General features: G+C 68.4%; 15 protein-coding genes and 1 riboswitch. Of the genes, 8 read left to right on the forward strand and 7 right to left on the reverse strand.

Going from position 1 to position 17497, the window contains the following annotated elements; genetic code table 11:
• Positions 1-7: 7 nt before the first annotated feature.
• From qcrC to ABIC25_RS20045, 4 genes are all read left to right on the forward strand, one after another.
• Positions 8-904 carry a cytochrome bc1 complex diheme cytochrome c subunit gene (qcrC, locus tag ABIC25_RS20030; protein ID WP_004022912.1) on the forward strand — a complete coding sequence of 299 codons (897 nt, stop codon included), beginning with the start codon at positions 8-10 and terminating at the stop codon, positions 902-904.
• A complete protein-coding gene (qcrA, locus tag ABIC25_RS20035) occupies positions 901-2058 on the forward strand; it encodes a cytochrome bc1 complex Rieske iron-sulfur subunit (RefSeq protein WP_004022913.1) in 1158 nt (385 codons plus the stop codon). The genes qcrC and qcrA overlap by 4 nt, the downstream gene beginning before the upstream one ends.
• Positions 2055-3677, forward strand: coding sequence for a cytochrome bc1 complex cytochrome b subunit (gene qcrB / locus ABIC25_RS20040; protein WP_004022914.1), 1623 nt, complete (start codon positions 2055-2057; stop codon positions 3675-3677). Before qcrA ends, qcrB begins: the two co-directional genes overlap by 4 nt.
• A gap of 147 nt (positions 3678-3824) precedes the next feature.
• On the forward strand, positions 3825-5321 hold the full coding sequence (locus ABIC25_RS20045; protein ID WP_435529106.1) for a bifunctional phosphatase PAP2/diacylglycerol kinase family protein: 1497 nt from the start codon (positions 3825-3827) through the stop codon (positions 5319-5321).
• 123 nt (positions 5322-5444) lie between these two features.
• On the opposite strand, the gene ABIC25_RS20050 is transcribed toward ABIC25_RS20045, so the two are convergent.
• Together ABIC25_RS20050 and ctaC are read right to left on the reverse strand one after the other, a co-directional pair.
• Positions 5445-5861, reverse strand: a complete 417-nt coding sequence (locus ABIC25_RS20050) for a cytochrome c oxidase subunit 4 (RefSeq protein WP_101819434.1) — start codon at positions 5859-5861, stop codon at positions 5445-5447.
• A 2-nt stretch (positions 5862-5863) separates the two neighbouring features.
• A complete protein-coding gene (gene ctaC / locus ABIC25_RS20055; protein WP_004022917.1) occupies positions 5864-6961 on the reverse strand; it encodes an aa3-type cytochrome oxidase subunit II in 1098 nt (365 codons plus the stop codon).
• Positions 6962-7365: 404 nt separating this feature from the next.
• Here ctaC and asnB point away from each other — a divergent pair, with 404 nt between their 5' ends.
• Positions 7366-9291 carry an asparagine synthase (glutamine-hydrolyzing) gene (asnB, locus tag ABIC25_RS20060; RefSeq protein WP_354562852.1) on the forward strand — a complete coding sequence of 642 codons (1926 nt, stop codon included), beginning with the start codon at positions 7366-7368 and terminating at the stop codon, positions 9289-9291.
• Between the two features lie 127 nt (positions 9292-9418).
• Here the strand turns inward: asnB and ABIC25_RS20065 are convergent, their stop codons facing one another.
• From ABIC25_RS20065 to ABIC25_RS20080, 4 genes are all read right to left on the reverse strand, one after another.
• Positions 9419-9733 (reverse strand): DMT family transporter, encoded by a 315-nt coding sequence (locus ABIC25_RS20065; RefSeq protein WP_004022919.1) that lies wholly within the window; start codon positions 9731-9733, stop codon positions 9419-9421.
• 10 nt (positions 9734-9743) lie between these two features.
• Positions 9744-9810: riboswitch (guanidine-III (ykkC-III) riboswitch) on the reverse strand.
• Positions 9811-9877: 67 nt separating this feature from the next.
• Complete coding sequence (locus ABIC25_RS20070) at positions 9878-10855, reverse strand: carbohydrate kinase family protein (RefSeq protein ID WP_197505607.1); 978 nt, start codon at positions 10853-10855, stop codon at positions 9878-9880.
• A gap of 204 nt (positions 10856-11059) precedes the next feature.
• A complete protein-coding gene (locus ABIC25_RS20075) occupies positions 11060-11419 on the reverse strand; it encodes a HesB/IscA family protein (protein ID WP_004022921.1) in 360 nt (119 codons plus the stop codon).
• Positions 11420-11638: 219 nt separating this feature from the next.
• Positions 11639-12715, reverse strand: coding sequence for a glycerate kinase family protein (locus tag ABIC25_RS20080; RefSeq protein WP_064570669.1), 1077 nt, complete (start codon positions 12713-12715; stop codon positions 11639-11641).
• Positions 12716-12932: 217 nt separating this feature from the next.
• On the opposite strand from ABIC25_RS20080, the gene ABIC25_RS20085 reads away from it, so the two are divergent.
• Genes ABIC25_RS20085 through ABIC25_RS20095 form a run of 3 tightly spaced genes read left to right on the forward strand, consistent with a single transcriptional unit; the run spans position 12933 to position 16309 of the window.
• On the forward strand, positions 12933-13622 hold the full coding sequence (locus tag ABIC25_RS20085; protein ID WP_004022923.1) for a DUF3043 domain-containing protein: 690 nt from the start codon (positions 12933-12935) through the stop codon (positions 13620-13622).
• 3 nt (positions 13623-13625) lie between these two features.
• Positions 13626-15494: a nicotinate-nucleotide--dimethylbenzimidazole phosphoribosyltransferase gene (gene cobT / locus ABIC25_RS20090; RefSeq protein WP_354562853.1), complete on the forward strand. Its 1869-nt coding sequence runs from the start codon at positions 13626-13628 to the stop codon at positions 15492-15494.
• Positions 15495-15511: 17 nt separating this feature from the next.
• Positions 15512-16309, forward strand: a complete 798-nt coding sequence (locus ABIC25_RS20095; protein ID WP_248642975.1) for an adenosylcobinamide-GDP ribazoletransferase — start codon at positions 15512-15514, stop codon at positions 16307-16309.
• Between the two features lie 12 nt (positions 16310-16321).
• On the opposite strand, the gene ABIC25_RS20100 is transcribed toward ABIC25_RS20095, so the two are convergent.
• A complete protein-coding gene (locus ABIC25_RS20100) occupies positions 16322-17428 on the reverse strand; it encodes a branched-chain amino acid aminotransferase (protein ID WP_004022926.1) in 1107 nt (368 codons plus the stop codon).
• Between the last annotated feature and the right edge of the window lie 69 nt (positions 17429-17497).

The raw sequence follows: 17497 nt of genomic DNA on the forward strand, positions 1-17497 counted from the left end.
GTCACAGATGAGTTCATCTCCACCGCGTCCGTCGGATAGCGGCACCGAGGTCGGACCCGATGCCTCGGCCCGACGCTCCTCTGCACGCGACGCCGGCCGCCGCGCCAAGACACGACGCAAGCTCCGTCGGCGCGCCACCGGCACCATCGTGCTGCTGGCCGGTCTCGTCATGGCAGGCGTCCTCGCCTCGGTCCTGACCCCCGACCCCCAGGTCGCGGTCGCCGACGAGAGCAACGCCGCGATGATCGACGACGGTCAGAAGCTCTACGAGACCTCGTGCATCACCTGCCACGGCGCCAACCTCCAGGGTGTGCCCGATCGTGGTCCCGCGCTGCTCGGCGTCGGTGACGCCGCCGTCTACTTCCAGGTCTCGACCGGACGTATGCCCGCGGCTCGCGGCGAGGCGCAGGCCCAGCGCAAGCCCGCGAAGTTCACGACCGAGCAGATCGACCAGCTCGGCGCCTTCATCCAGGCCGAGGGCGGCGGACCGCAGGTCCCGCGCAACGCCGACGGCTCGGTCGCGCAGGAGTCCCTGCGCGGCGACAGCATCGGCCGGGGCAGCGAACTGTTCCGCCTGAACTGCGCGTCGTGCCACAACTTCACCGGGCGCGGCGGAGCGCTGTCCTCGGGCAAGTTCGCGCCGAACCTCGACGGGGTCAACGAGGCACAGATCTACACGGCGATGCTGACCGGTCCGCAGAACATGCCCAAGTTCTCGAACCGTCAGTTGGATCCGGAAGAGAAAAGGGACGTGATCGCCTACGTCAAATACGCGACCGAGGCGAAGCCCAGCGGCGGACTCGGACTCGGCGGTTTCGGCCCGGTCAGTGAAGGCATGGTCATGTGGTTCGTCGGCGTCATCGCCATCGTCGCAGGCGCCATGTGGATGGGATCTCGAGCATGAGCGCGAACGACAAGGATGTCCCGTCGCGGGACGAACTCGACCAGATGAGCACCGACGAGCTCGTCAAACTCGGCACCAATCTCGACGGCGTCGAGATCATCCACCGGTCCGAGCGTTACACCGTGCCCGGTACCCGGGTCGAGAAGCGCGCCGAGCGTCAGGTGGCCATCTGGTTCACCATCGCCGGCGTCTCCGCCCTGGCCTGCCTCGGCATCTTCCTGTTCAACCACTGGGAGTTCGCGCTCCCCGATGACCCGAACTACTGGTGGTACACGTTCAACACGCCGCTCCTCGGTGTGACGTTCGGCCTCTCGGTGTTCGCCATCGGCGTCGCGATGATCCTCATCACCAAAAAGTTCATCCCGGCGGAGATCTCGGTCCAGGACCGTCACGACGGTGGATCGGCCGAGGTCGACAAGAAGACGATCGTCGGCCTGCTGCAGGACACCGGCACCACCTCGACCCTCGGTCGCCGCAAGATGATCATCGGCTCGGCCGGGTTCGGTCTCGGTGCGTTCGCGCTGACCGGACTCGTCGCCTTCCTCGGCGGTTTCATCAAGAACCCGTGGGCCGAGGGTGCCGACTCGCCGCTGTGGCACTCGGGATGGTCGCCGATCTACAACCCGCCGGAAGCTCCCAACGAGACCATCTACCTGCGGCGCGACACCGGCAATCCGTTCCAGGTCGCCCTGGTCCGGCCGGAAGATCTCGACGCAGGCGGTATGGAGACCGTGTTCCCCTGGCGTCGTTCGGACGGGTTCGGCGAGTCCGAGCACTCCCGCCACCTGCTGGAGGAGGGCCTGCACCAGGTCCGCAACCCCGTCATGCTCATCCGTCTGCGTCCCGAGGACGCGGCCCGTGCCGTCAAGCGCAAGGGTCAGGAGAGCTTCAACTACGGTGACTACTTCGCCTACACCAAGGTGTGCAGCCACCTCGGCTGCCCCGCCTCGCTCTACGAGCAGCGGAGCAACCGCATCCTGTGTCCCTGCCATCAGTCGCAGTTCGACGCACTCGAGTACGCCAAGCCCATCTTCGGACCGGCCGCCCGTGCCCTGGCACAGCTGCCGATCACGGTGAACAATGAGGGTTACCTCGTTGCCGCAGGCGACTTCATCGAGCCCGTAGGACCGGCATTCTGGGAGCGTAAGTCATGAGCATCGCCGAACGCCTCGGCACTCAAGCCGAAGAAGTCGACTCGCGGTATCACCTGGCCGCGGGTATGCGTCGCCAGATCAACAAGGTCTTCCCCACCCACTGGTCGTTCATGCTGGGTGAGATCGCGCTGTACAGCTTCATCATCCTGCTGGTCTCCGGTGTCTACCTGTCGCTGTTCTTCGATCCGTCGATGACGCGCGTGGTCTACGACGGCGCCTACCAGCCGCTCAACGGCGTGATGATGACCAAGGCGTACGAGACAACGCTGAACATCTCGTTCGAGGTGCGCGGTGGCCTGTTCGTCCGTCAGATCCACCACTGGGCCGCACTGTTGTTCGCGGCGTCGATCATCGTGCACATGCTGCGCATCTTCTTCACCGGTGCGTTCCGCCGTCCGCGTGAGGCCAACTGGATCATCGGCTGCCTCCTGCTGATCCTGGCGATGTTCGAGGGCTTCTTCGGCTACTCGCTCCCCGACGACCTGCTCTCGGGCACCGGCGTCCGCGCCGCGATGAGTGGCATCGTCCTCGGTATCCCGGTGGTCGGCACCTGGATTCACTGGGCGCTGTTCGGCGGCGACTTCCCCGGCGTGATCATCATCCCGCGCCTCTACGTGCTGCACATCCTGCTCTTCCCGGGCATCATCCTGGCGCTGATCGGTGCGCACCTCGCGCTCGTCTGGTACCAGAAGCACACGCAGTTCCCCGGCCCCGGCCGCACCGAGAAGAACGTCGTCGGTGTCCGGATCATGCCGGTGTTCGCGGCCAAGGCCGGCGCGATGTTCGCCTTCGTCACCGGCGTGCTCGCGATCATGTCGGGCATCTTCCAGATCAACCCGGTCTGGAACATCGGTCCGTACAACCCGGCACAGGTCTCCGCGGGTTCGCAGCCCGACATCTACATGATGTGGACCGACGGCCTGATACGTCTGTTCCCGGCGTGGGAGCTCTACCTGGGCAATTACACGGTGCCGATGTCGAACTGGGTCGTGCTGATCATGACGATCATCTTCGGCCTGATGTTCGCCTACCCGTGGATCGAGAAGAAGCTCACCGGCGACGATGCGCACCACAACCTGCTGCAGCGTCCTCGTGACGCACCGGTGCGGACTGCGATCGGCGCCATGGCGGTCTCGTTCTACATCCTGCTGACGATCGCGTGTATGAACGACATCATCGCGTTCAAGTTCCACATCTCGCTCAACGCGACGACCTGGATCGGACGCATCGGCCTGATCATCCTGCCGCCGCTGGTGTACTTCATCACCTACCGTTGGGCGCTCTCGTTGCAGCGCAGCGACCGCGAGGTCCTGGCACACGGCATCGAGACCGGCATCATCAAGCGTCTCCCGCAGGGTGAGTACATCGAGGTCCACCAGCCGCTCGGCCCGGTCGACAGCCACGGCCACCCGATCCCGCTCCCCTACGAGGGTGCGGCGCTGCCGAAGCGGATGAACAAGCTCGGTTCCGCGGGCGCACCGGGTACCGGTTCGATCCTCACGGCCGATCCGCTGGAGGAGCAGCTGCGCAACGTCGAACTCGAGCACGAGATCGAGGCAGGCGAACGCAAGGCTCTCCGCGAGCTACAGGCCAAGGGCGGCAACCCCTTCGGCGAGTAGCCACGCGAGAAGTTCCACACACGACCCACCGCGGGCCGTCGAGCACCATCGGGTGCACGACGGCCCGCGGTGCGTTTCCGGGTCGAACCACTCCCCTCCCCCGCGTCAGCGCCCGGCACCGTTCGTCGATGTGGCACGGTGGACCCCATGCACCGACCGCCCCGAAGTTCCGGTCTGTCCCAGATCACCCGTGGGATGGGCACTCTCGACGCCGAGATCTACGATTCGATCGCCCGCTCACCGAGCCCGCTTCTCGACGTGACGATGCCGGCGCTCACCCGGGCGGCCGACCACTCCAAGCTGTGGATGGCCATCGCGGCCGGGCTCGCCGTGTCCGGACGTCCGTCGCTGCAGCGCGGTGCCGCGCGCGGCATCGTCTCGCTCGCCGTGACAAGCCTGGTGACCAACCAGGGCGCCAAACGTGTGCGTCGCCGCTCGCGTCCGGCCCACGGGCTCATCCCGGTGCCACGACGCGGCCGCCGGCGCCCGACGTCGAATTCCCTGCCCTCGGGTCACTCGGCCAGCGCTGCGGCGTTCGCCGTCGGTGTTGCCGTCGAGAACCCGCCGGCGGGTCTCCTGCTGTCCGCACTGGCCGGGCTGGTCGGCTTGTCCCGGGTGGCCACCGGGGCCCACTACCCCGGTGATGTGCTCGCCGGGCTCGGCATCGGCGCCGCGATCGCGACCATCGGTGCGCGCGTCGTACCGCCCATCACCGAACCGTCGCTGTCCCTGGCCGCCCCGTCGGTCGTCGACGCGGACCGCAACCCGGACGGCGTGGGTCTGGTCGTCGTCGTGAATCCGGGTTCCGCGGATGGCCGTGGGCGTCGGGTCCTCGAGCAGATCCGCCGCCGACTGCCGGCCGCCGAGATCATCGAGCTCGACGAGACCGACGACATGGCGGCCGTGTTCGCCGACGTCGCGACGCGCGCCACGATCCTCGGGGTGGCGGGTGGCGACGGCACCGTGGCGTGCGCCGCCGGGCCGGCACTCGCCGCCGACATCCCGCTCGCGGTGTTCCCCGCGGGCACCTTCAACCACTTCGCCCGCGACATCGGTTGCGGCACGGTGGAGGCCACCATCGAGGCGGTCCGTTCCGGGTCGGCGTCACGTGTCGATGCGGTGTGGCTCAACGATTCCCGACTGATCCTGAACACGGCGAGCATCGGCGCGCACCCCGACTTCGTCCGCGTCCGCCGGCGCCTACAGCGTCGGATCAGCCGTCCTCTCGCGACCGCGGCCGCCGTACTCCATGTCCTCCGCAAGGATCCGCACGTACGCATCGAGGTGGAGGGACGGGTGCTCGACGCGTCCCTGTTCCTCGTCGGCAACTCCATCTACCAGCCGACCGGATTCCTGCCGACCCGTCGTGTCCGACTCGACGACGGTCTCCTCGACGTGCGCATCCTCGAGACCGGTCACCGCTGGGCGACCCTACGGCTGCTCGGCTCACTCGCCGTCGGACGCCTCGAACGTTCGCACCTCTACCACGAGATGCAGGTGCCCGAGTTCCGGTTCACCGCGGTCGACGGTCCCGTCGCCGTGTCGCATGACGGCGAGGTCGAGGATTCGTACTCCCACGCCGACTTCCGGGTCGACTACCGCGCCCTCAAGGTGTTCCGGCCCGTCGCCCCCAGGCGGCCCTGAGCTCCGATCGGGGTGGCCCGCCCGAGCGTTGCGGGCGGGACACACCGGCGACACGAGAGCGCCCCACCGGAATCCGGTGGGGCGCTCTCGAATGTGTTCGTCGACCGCGTATACCGCGGCGGCTCAGTGCTTCTCGGGACCGACGTGGTACTCGAAGACGAGTCCGGCGGCCGTACCCATGATGACCACCGCCGCGAAGATCGACAGCCAGAAGTTGCCGGTGGCGAAGCCGACCGCGAAGATCGAGGCGCCGAGCGCGATCAGGATGGGCCACCACGAGTGCGGGCTGAAGAAGCCCAGCTCGCCGGCGCCGTCCTCGATCTCGGCGTCTTCGTAGTCCTCCGGGCGGATCTCGACGCGTCGGGCGACGAAGCGGAAGAAGGTGCCCGCGATGAGCGTCAGGCCGGCCGCGAAGAACAGGCCGACGACGCCAACCCACTCGATGCCCTTGCTGGTGAAAGCGGTGAACAGGGTGTACGCGACGCCCGTCAGAAAGAAGAAGGCGGTCAGCATCTCGAAGAGGCGTGCCTCGATCTTCATCGTCAGCTCACTTTCTTGGTGCAGTTGGCGAGGGTCGGGTTGTCCGGGTCACCGGTTGCGCCGACGGTTCCGTCGGTGGCCCGTCGGGTGTCGAACGGCACCGTGGTCACCGATTCCGGGGCCTGGCAGATCGCCGCGAGAGCCTCGGCGTTGGTGGCACCGGGATTCGCCTCACGGAAGCGGATGTAGCTGTCGAAGTCCTCGGGGGCGACCGCGCGGACCTCGAAGTTCATCATCGAGTGGTACGTGCCGCACATCTCGGCGCAGCGGCCGACGAAGGCGCCGGTCCGGTCGATCGACTTGATCTGGAAGACCGGGTCGGTCGCGTTCTGCTCCGGGAACGGGAAGACGTCGCGCTTGAACAGGAACTCCGGCACCCAGAACGAGTGGATGACGTCGGCCGAGGCGATGTTGAACTCGATGCGCTTACCGGTCGGCAGGACCAGCACCGGGATCTCCGACGACGAGCCGACCGTCTCGATCTTGTCGAACTTCAGGTAATCGCGGATGTCGTCGTCACGGCCACCGGCGGGACCCGGGAGCTCGCCGTGCTCGCCACCCTCGTCGCTGCCGGCGTGTTCGGTCTCGGCGCCACTACCGGTCTGGGCCTGGACCTCGAACGGGTTGCCGTTCTGCTCGAAACCGTTGTAGGTCGTGCCGTCGGAGAACTCGACCTGATTGTAGCCGAACTTCCAGTTCCACTGGAACGCGGTCACATCGACGACGACCTTCGAGTCGTCGTTCTTGCTCTCGACGTTGTTCTGCACGATGACCGTGAAGTAGAAGAGCACCGCGATGATGACGAACGGGATCGCCGTGTAGGTGAGCTCGAGCGGCACGTTGTACGCGGTCTGGCGCGGGAACACGCCCTTCTTCGCGTCGTTCGCACGGTGGAAGGTGATCGTCCAGAAGATCAGCGCCCACACCAGGATGCCCATGACGAGCGCTGCAATGACCGACCAGGTCCACAGATCGACCATCTCTTTGCCATCGGGCGTGACGCCCTCGGGCCAACCGAAACGCATCGCCTCACTGGCGTCGCAACCCGACATCAGCAGTGCGCCGAGGCCGAGAGTGGCGACGAATGCCAGTCGCTTCATCGTCCGCGACGCTGATGAGACACGCCTCGCTCGGGGCCGTCCACCGTGTGCCAATTTCACGCCTTCCTGCTCGCTCACCGGCGCCCTCGCGCCGAGGTGAGTGCATGCCACATGACCTGCACGGGGCAAGGTCTTGCCGTGGACACACAGCAATTCTTGCACCTAGTACTACGCAGCGTAGACCAACCCGCGGAAGCTGTCGGAATCGGGGCGCGATCCGGTCGTGTCCCCGTGGTTTCCGCCTCGTACCGATGTCGGCGACCCGGTGACGACGTCCCGGCCACGTGCGTCACCCGACCCCGCCGTGTCGGAACACGACCGGCCGCTTCAGGCATACTCGGACGCGGTCCGACGCCGCGTCGGAACCCGCGCCTGGACTGGCTACCGAATGGAGAGAACGAGACGTGTGTGGTCTGCTCGGCCTGCTGACATCCGACGGAACGGCCGCCGAGGTCGTCGATCCGGTGGCGGTGGCCTCGCACTGCATGCGGCATCGCGGACCCGATGAACCCGGCACCTGGCACGACGACGACATCGTGTTCGGCTTCAATCGGCTCTCGATCATCGACATCGAGCACTCGCATCAGCCCCTGCGCTGGGGTCCGCCGGAGAATCCCGATCGGTATGCGCTGGTGTTCAACGGGGAGATCTACAACTACCTCGAGATCCGGGCCGAGCTCGCCCGGGACGAGGGCGCGCTGTTCCGCACCGAGGGCGACAGCGAGGCGATCGTCGCGGCCTTCCATCACTGGGGACCCGACGCGGTCCGGCGGCTGCGCGGCATGTTCGCGTTCGCGATCTGGGACACCGAGAACCGCTCGCTCTTCCTCGCCCGTGACCCGTTCGGCATCAAGCCTCTGTTCGTGGCATCGGGCCCCGGCGGGCTCGTCTTCGGCAGCGAGAAGAAGAGTCTGCTCGAACTGATCGAACGCATCGGGTTGTCGACGGAACTCGATCCCCGCGCGATCGAGCACTACACGGTGCTGCAGTACGTCCCGGAACCCGAGACGATCCACGCCTCGATCCGGCGACTGGAGTCGGGCTGCCATGCCACCGCGACACCGGGCAGTCCCCTGTCGATCCGGCGCTATTTCACTCCCCAGTTCGGCGTCCGTCCGGTCACCGACGCCACCCGGCAGAAGCGCTACGACGAGATCGCCGACGTACTCGCCGACTCGGTCGCCAAGCACATGCGGGCCGATGTGACGGTCGGGTCGTTCCTGTCCGGCGGTATCGACTCGACGGCGATCGCCGCGCTGGCGATCCGGCACAACCCGGACCTCATCACCTTCACCACCGGCTTCGAGCGCGAGGGTTATTCGGAGGTCGACGTCGCCGCCGAGTCGGCGGCGGCGATCGGCGCTCGCCACGTGGTGAAGGTCGTCGGACCGTCGGAGTTCATCGAGGCGATCCCCTCGATCGTCTGGTACCTCGACGACCCGGTCGCCGACCCCGCGCTCGTCCCGCTGTACTTCGTGGCAGCCGAGGCACGTAAGCACGTCAAGGTCGTGCTCTCCGGCGAGGGCGCCGACGAATTGTTCGGCGGATACACGATCTACAAGGAGCCGTTGTCCCTGGCCGCCTTCGATCGGCTGCCGCGGCCGCTGCGTCGCGCGGCGGGGAAGATCTCCGACCGGATCCCGGAGGGAACGCGCGGCAAGAGCCTGCTGCACCGCGGTTCGCTCACACTCGAGGAGCGCTATTACGGCAACGCCCGCAGCTTCGACGACGCGCGACTACGCGCGGTCCTGCGCGACTACCGCCCCGAATGGACCCACACCGACGTCACCGCCCCGATCTACGCGATGAGCGAGGGGTGGGATCCGGTGGCCCGCATGCAGCATCTGGATCTGTTCACCTGGCTGCGCGGCGACATCCTCGTCAAGGCGGACAAGATCACGATGGCCAACTCCCTCGAGTTGCGGGTGCCGTTCCTCGACCCGGAGGTGTTCGCGATCGCCGAGGGCCTCCCCCATGACGAGAAGATCGCCCACGGCACAACGAAATACGCGCTGCGCAAGGCACTGGAGCAGATCGTCCCGGCGCACGTCCTGCACCGCAAGAAGCTCGGCTTCCCGGTTCCGATCCGGCATTGGCTTGCCGGCACCGAGATGTACGACTGGGCGCACGAGACCATCACGCACTCCCAGACCGATCACATCTTCGCCAAGGACGCGGTGGTCGCGATGCTCGACGAGCATCGAGAAGGCGTGGTGGACAACAGCCGCCGGCTCTGGACGGTCCTGATGTTCATGGTCTGGCACGGCATCTTCGTCGAGGGCACGATCGTCCCGGAGATCATCGACCACACCTATCCGGTGCGGGTCTAGTCCGAGAGTCGTTCTCCGGCAACACAACCCGCCCCGGAAATCGCCGGCCACAGCGCAGTCGACCACGATACGTCACCGACTTCGCCACGCAGGGCCCATTTCCGGGGCGGCTTCGACGGTCGTGCACTCAGTTCGCGAGCTTCAGACCGATGACCCCGCCGACGATCATCAGCAGGAAGAACACCCGCAACACCGACACCGGCTGCCCACCGGTGAGCATGGCGTAGACCACGGTGAGCGAAGCCCCGATGCCCACCCACACGGCGTAGGCGGTGCCCACGGGCAAGTCGCGCATCGCATAGGCCAGTCCGGCCATACTGATGGCGAGCGCGACGAGGAACAAGCCCGTCGGCCCCGGTTTCGTGAAGCCCTCCGACCGACCCAACGCGGTGGCCCACACTGCTTCGAACACACCCGACACGACGAGAACGAGCCATGACATGACGACCTCCCACGGGCCGTCTTGTCGCACACCGGGTACAGCACCCCTCGTCCGGGAGTCCTCGATCGGGACTCCGTTCCAACGTCTCACGCCGGGGCGGGGGTGGCAACGTCAGACGCGTCACCACCCCGGGCAGACCGGACTTCAGCCGGCGAACGCCGCCTTGATCTCCGCGGCGGCCTCGGCGCCGTACGCGCCTTCGATCCGGGCGAGAGCCGAGTCCGAGTCCCAGGCCCAGTCCTGTGTCGAGACGGTCTCGAGCACGAGCACCGCGACCATCGACCCGACCTGCGCGGCGCGCTCGAAACCGAGTCCCTTGGACAGCGCGGACAGGAACCCGGCCCGGAATCCGTCGCCGACGCCGGTCGGGTCGACCTTCGCGGTCTCCGGCACGACGGACACATGGATGCGGGTGCCGTCGCGGTCGACGATCTCCACGCCGTCCTTGCCGAGCGTCGTGACCCGGACCCCGACCATCTCGGCGACCTGCGCCTCGGACAACCCGGCCTTCTGACGGAGGAGACCCCACTCGTATTCGTTGGTGAACAGGTAGGCGGCGCCGTCGATGAGGGTGCGCGTCTGCTCGCCGTCGAGGCGGGCCAGCTGCTGCGACGGGTCCGCGGCGAACGGGATACCCGCTGTTCGGCACTCCTCGGTGTGGCGGATCATCCCGGCCGGGTCGTCGGCACCGATGAGGACGAGGTCGGGCGTGCCGACCTCGGCGATCACCTCGGCGAGGGCGATGTCGCGGCTCTCGCTCATCGCACCGGCGTAGAAGGTGGCCAGCTGGGCCATCGTCTCGTCGGTCGTGCACATGAACCGCGCGGTGTGATGGGACTCCGACACGCGGACACCGCGGCAGTCGACTCCGTTGGACTCGAGCCACTGGCGATACTCGGTGAAGTCGGACCCGACGGCCCCGACCAGGACCGGAGCGCCGCCGAGCTGACCCATCGCGTAGCAGATGTTGCCGCCGACCCCACCGCGCCGGACGACGAGGTCCTCCACGAGGAAGCTGAGGGAGATGTGTTCGAGGTGGTCGCCGAGCAGCTGCTCGGAGAACTTGCCCGGGAACTTCATCAGATGATCGGTTGCGATGGAGCCGCACACAACGATTGCCACTGGAGATCTCAGCCCTTCATGTGGTTGCCCGACAGATAGTGCCCAGCAGGTGGTGACCGCCAGGTGATGACCCGAATGGGTGATGACCCGGGTAGGTGATGACACAGACAGGTGTCCACGCTACTCACCCCACGACATACGGCACCGGCCGCACCCCCATGGGATGCGGCCGGTGCCGGAAAGCGTCTGACGTGTGCCGACGTGTCAGTTGAACGAGTCGCCGCAGGCACAGCTGCCGGTGGCGTTCGGGTTGTCGATGGTGAAACCCTGCTTCTCGATGGTGTCGACGAAGTCGATGGTCGCACCCTGCACGTAGGGCGCGCTCATCCGGTCGACAGCCAGTGTGACGCCGCCGAAGTCGGTGGTGATGTCACCGTCGAGGGTGCGATCGTCGAAGAAGAGCTGGTACCGCAGGCCCGCGCAACCACCCGGCTGGACGGCGATACGCAGCGCGAGGTCGTCGCGGCCCTCTTGGTCGAGCAGCGCCTTGGCCTTGGACGCGGCAGCGTCGCTGAGGACGACGCCGGTGCTCGTGGCTGTGCTCGTTTCGTTCTGCACGGTCATGGATGCTCCTGTAAGTGGTGTGGTCCCGGTGCAATGTGGCCCGATGCCGTCGTGATGGGTTGCGCCCCGCACGGTCGTTCGGGATTCACCCCGCTCGCCGGGAGGTCGACCGGTTGTGCCCGTGCGTACAACCGTACTCCTCCCCGTGGTATTCCCGTCCAGTCGGACGGGCGTTTCCCCGAGGTCCGGCCGGGTTCTCGGCTCGACACGTCGGCGCGATCAGCGGTGCGCGTCATCGAGATCGGACGCCACCGTTTCGGCGAGCGCGACGAGCTGGTTCTCCGCATCGGCCATCGCGACCTCGACCGAGCCCGCGACGTCGACGATCGCGTGCGCCGCCGCCACACCGGCCTCGGCGATCTCGTCGGGGCTCAGGGCGACCTGTCCCGCGAGGACGATCGTCGCCGCTCCGGCACCGTGAGCGCCGAGCGACGAGGCAGCGGAGTGCAGTGCGGAGACGACCTTGCCGCGGAGCGTCTGCGCATCGAACCTGCCCTCCCCGGTGACGACGACGTCGGCCGCGGCGACCTCGGCAGCCAGGCCGGTCGCGTCGGCGACGACGGTGGCGCCGGAGACGCGGACGCCTCCGAGCGCGAGGAGCGCCGCACCCAGACCACCTGCGGCACCGGCACCCGGCTCGTCGGCGATGTCCCGACCTGCGAGGTCACCGAGGACGCGCGAGAAGTCGTCGAGCCGCCTGGCGAGCAGGGCGACGGTGTCCGGGTCGGCGCCCTTCTGCGGACCGAACACCGCCGCCGCGCCCAGCGGGCCCAGGAGCGGGTTCTCCACATCGGATGCCGCGATCAGCTCCACGCCGCGAAGTCGCCGCCGGGCGTGATCGCCGCCGCCCAGGGCCTCCAGCAGGCCGGCACCGCCGTCGGTCGTCGCACTGCCGCCGAGTCCGATCACGATCCGGTCCACCCCGCGCGCCAGTGCCGCCACGACGAGCTCACCGACACCTCGGGTGTCGGCCCCCACCGCCGTGCGCGGCGTCGGCGTACCGCCCAGCTGATGTAGACCGCACGCCTGCGCGCACTCGATGTAGGCGGTCGAGGGTTCGTCGAGAAGCCACCGGGCACGCACGCCCGCGCCGAGCGGGCCGGACACCGATTCGGTGATCACGGTCCCGAATCGCGACGCCAGGACGTCGACGAAGCCCGGTCCGCCGTCGGACTGCGGGGCCACGACGAGTTCGTCATCCGGCCGCGCGGCAGTCCACCCGCGCGCGATCGCGTGCGCGGCGACCACCGCGGACATGGTGTCGCCGAACGAGTCCGGCGCGATCAGGATGCGCACCGGAACCCCGTCGCCGGTCCCGTGGGTGTCGCACCGCGCGTCGCATCGTTCCCGGTCATGAGCACGGAGTATAGGGAGCGGACCCGATCCCGGCAGTGCGACTCCGGACGCCGCATCCGCGGTGGGCACGCCCCTCGGGACGACATCGGGCGGCGACCACCGAAAAGCGACGACCGCGCGTTTGTCTCGCAACACCGATCACCTAGGCTCTACAGGCGTGAAGCTGCCATGGAAGAAGGACGACACCCAGGCGGATTCCGGCGACAGCTCGGTCTCCACCTACACCGCCGACGACGAGTCCGGCACCGACGTCGCGCCCTCCGCCAAGGGCAGCAAATACACTCCGGGCAAGGGGCGCCCGACGCCGTCTCGCCGCCAGGCCGAGAACCGGCGGCGCGGTCCCGTCGCGCCACCACCGACGAACCGTTCCGAGGCACGCGCCCGCAAGAAGGAGCTCAAGTCCACGCTCTCCAAGGAGGAGAAGCGGGCACTCTCCACCGAGCGACGCGAGAAACGGCTCCAGCAGCGGGAACGGATGATGGCCGGCGACGAGGCCTATCTGATGCCGCGCGACAAGGGCCCCGCGCGGCGCTACACCCGCGACATCGTCGACGCCCGGCGCAATTTCGCCGGGCTGTTCATGCCGTTCGCCATCCTGCTGATCGTCCTGATGTTCCTGGTCCCGCAGGCCGCCGCGCTGACGAACCTCATCCTGGTCGCGTTCGTCGTTCTGATGGCCGTCGACGGTGTGATCCTCGGCCGCATGGTCAACCGCCGCGTCGCCGAACGTTTCCCGGAGTCCGGCGACGGGGGCTTCAAGCTCGGCTGGTACGCGTTCACCCGCGCGATGCAGCTGCGCAAGATGCGCGCCCCCAAGCCGATGGTCTCGCCGGGCGACGAAGTCTGATCGATGACCGATCGCGCAGTGCGCACCCTTGTCCTCGGAGGCGTGCGCTCGGGTAAGTCCGCGCACGGCGAGTCCCTGCTCGGCGAGCACCGGCAGATCCGATACCTGGCCACCGGCCCGCTCACGTCCTCCGACGGCGACTGGATGGACCGCGTGCGGATCCACCGCGAACGCCGCGACGCGCGGTACACGACGATCGAGACGACCGACCTCGGGCACGCCCTGCGCTCCGCACCGGACATCCCGGCCCTCGTCGACGATCTGGGCAACTGGCTCACCGCGCAGATCGACGCTGTCCACGGCTGGACCTCGGGGTCGGAGATCGACCTCGACGGCCCGATCGACGACCTCTGCGACGCGTTGAGCGCGATGTCGGCCGACGTGGTGCTGATCAGCCCCGAGGCCGGGTTGTCGCTCGTACCTCCCACCCCCGCCGGACGGGTCTTCCAGGACCTGCTCGGCACCCTCAACGCCCGGGTGGCGCAGGTGTGCGAGCGTGTCGACCTCGTCGTCGCCGGGCGGGTCCTCAACCTTCCCGCCACGCCGGGATCGCCGATCACCCGGACGACAACCGGCAGTGCGGATTCGGCGTCGGACACCCCGCCGCCCTCGGCGACGGCCTCCGATCACGCCGAGCCTGCTCCGCGGACGTCGGTCGCCACCGCGACCCCCACTGCCGACTCCTCCGCGCCCGACTCCTCCGCGCCCGACTCCTCCGCACCCGAACCGGTTGCGGGCGTGGGATTCTCCACGGGCCCCCGGCCCGACCCCACCGACGCCGAGGTGTTCGCGCCGATCACGCCGCCGGACGAGGCGATCGCCCAGGACGCCCGCAAGCGGCAGGCGACCCTCACCAAGCCACCGGGGTCGCTGGGCCGCGTCGAGGAGATCGGCGTCTGGATCGCCGCCTGCCAGGGCCAGTGCCCGCCCGCACCTCTCACCTCCCCCACCGTCGTCGTCTTCGCCGGCGACCACGGCGTCGCCCGCGGTGGGGTCTCGGCGTTCCCGCCCGAGGTGACCGCACAGATGGTCGCCAACATCTCCGCGGGCGGCGCGGCGGTGAACGTCATGGCGGGCCGCGTCGGCGCGACGGTGAAGGTCGTCGACATGTCCGTCGACGCCGACACCGCTCCGGAGCTGTCGCGGTACAAGGTCCGGCGCAGCAGCGACGACCTGCGCACCACCGACGCGATCACTCTCGCCGAGGCGCGCGAGGCACTCGCCGCCGGCCGCGCCATCGCCGACGACCTCGTCGACTCGGGCACCGATCTGCTGATCGCCGGCGAGATGGGTATCGGCAACACCACCCCGGCCACCGTCCTCATCGGCGCGCTGACCCGGCGCGAACCGGTCGAGATCGTCGGCCGGGGAACCGGCGTCGACGACGCCGGGTGGATGCGCAAGACCGCCGCGATCCGCGACGGTATGCGCCGCGCGCGTAAGGTGATCCACGACCCGCTCGCGTTGCTCGCCGCCGTCGGCGGGGCCGACCTGGCCGCCACCGTCGGTTTCCTCGCCCAGGCGGCCCTGCGCCGGACGCCGGTCATCCTCGACGGCGTGGTGATCACCGCCGCGGCGATGGTCGCCAACGAGCTCGCGCCGGGCGCGATGCGCTGGTGGATCGCCGGTCACCGGTCGGTCGAACCCGCCCATCAGATCGCCCTCGAGCACCTCGACCTGGTTCCGGTTCTCGATCTCTCGATGCGGCTCGGCGAGGGCAGCGGAGCCGTCCTGGCCCTGCCGATCGTGCAGTCGGCCGCCGATCTGCTCGTGTCCATGGCCACCTTCGACGAGGCCGGGGTGACCGACAACAGCATCCCAGATGGGGACCCCGCAGACGGGACCATCGCCGCCGACGCCGAGACATCCTGACGCCGAACGGATTCGCCGTGATTCCGCCGACCCGGGCGCTCCGTACCGCGTTCAGTTGGATGACGATCGCGCCCGTCGGAGGTCACGAGGCGTCGGCCGCGCCGGATCGATCGCTGGGGGCGGCGGTGATGGCGTCGGTCCCGGTGGTGGGCGTGGTGCTGGGTGCCGGATCGGCGATCGCGGCCCTCGGACTCTCACACACCGGACTCCCGACGCTGCTGATCGGTGTTCTCGTCGTCGTCCTGCTCGCCACGCTGACCCGTGGCATGCATCTCGACGGGCTCGCCGACACCGCCGACGGACTCGGGTGTTACGGCCCGCCCGAACGTGTCACCGAGGTGATGCGCAGCGGCACCGTCGGACCGTTCGGCGTGGCGACGCTGGTCTTGGTCCTGGCGGTGCAGTCGACCGGATTCGCCGCACTGGCCGATGAGTCCCGATGGTACGACCTCGCGTTCGCCATCGCGCTCGGCCGGCTCGGCGCGGTCATCGGCACCCGGCGGTCACTGGATCCGGCCCACCGCAACGGCTTCGGCGCGCTCGTCGCGGGCACCCAGCACACCTCCATCGCCGCCTGGCTGCTTGTCGCGCTCATCGCGACCGTCCCACTCGGATTGTCTGCCAACGGATTCGACGGCGGCCACCTCGAGGTGGCCGCCGTCGTCCAAGGATCTGCGGTCGTGCTCGGCGTCGCGGCAGTGGCCTGGTGGTTCACCCGGCACTGCGCGAGGCGGATGGGCGGGATGACCGGCGACGTGCTGGGCGCGACCATCGAACTCGGGGTCGCACTCGCCGTCGTCGGCCTCTTGCTCTGACCGCGGCGCCGGTCAGCGGCGGTAGAGCTCGGTCATCCAGCCGTGAGTGTCGGCGAACGTCCCGCGCTGGATGCCGGTGAGAGTGTCCCGCAACGCCTGGGTCACCTCGCCGGTCTCACCGTTGTTGATGGTGTAGTCCTCGCCCTCACCCTTGACCCGGCCGACCGGGGTGATGACGGCGGCGGTGCCGCAGGCGAACACCTCGGTGATGTCGCCCGACGCCACGCCCTTGCGCAGCTCCTCGGTGGTGATCTTGCGTTCCTCGACCTCGAAGCCGGCGTCGGTGGCCAGCGTCAGCAACGACGAACGGGTGATCCCCGGCAGCAGCGACCCGGACAGTTCGGGGGTCACCAGGCGGGCGTCGGCACCGGAGCCGAACACGAAGAACAGGTTCATGCCGCCCATCTCCTCGATGAAGCGGCGCTCGATCGCATCGAGCCACACGACCTGGTCGCACCCCTGCTCGGTCGCCTGCCGTTGCGCGAGGAACGCGGCGGCATAGTTCCCACCGCACTTGGCGAATCCGGTACCGCCCGGTGCTGCGCGAACGTACTCGGTGGAGAGCCAGACGCTCACCGGCTTGATGCCGCCGGCGAAGTAGGCGCCGGCCGGCGACGCGATGACCGAGTAGATGTACTTCGTGGACGGGGCGTTCACGCCGAGACTCGCCTGCGAGGCGAACATGAACGGACGGAGATAGAGCGACTCCTCGCCGCCGGCGGCGGGCACCCACTCGTTGTCCGCATCCAGCAGTGCCTTGAGAGAGGCGATGAAATCCTCGACCGGCAGTGCCGGCATGGCGAGTCGTTCGGCACTGCGCTGCAGCCGGGCCGCGTTGGCCTCGGGCCGGAACGCGGCGATCGAACCGTCGGGCTGGCGATAGGCCTTGAGCCCCTCGAACACCTCTTGGCCGTAGTGCAGAACCGTGGCCGCCGGGTCCAGCGCGATCGGACCGTACGGCTTCACCGTGGCGCTGTGCCAACCCACCTCGGCGTCGTAGTCGATCATCACCATGTTGTCGGTGAAATGGCGCCCGAATCCCGGGGCGGACAGGATCTCCGCGCGCCGGCCCTCAGACACCGGATGCGGGTGCTCGGTACGGTTGAACTCCAAGGTCATGGCGCCATCGTACCGCCGGGTCCAAAAGCATTTCCGCGCCCGGTGGGGTCACCCCCGGGCCCCGGTGCG

This window comes from Gordonia sp. PvP123 (assembly GCF_040547295.1).
Lineage (GTDB): Bacteria > Actinomycetota > Actinomycetes > Mycobacteriales > Mycobacteriaceae > Gordonia > Gordonia terrae.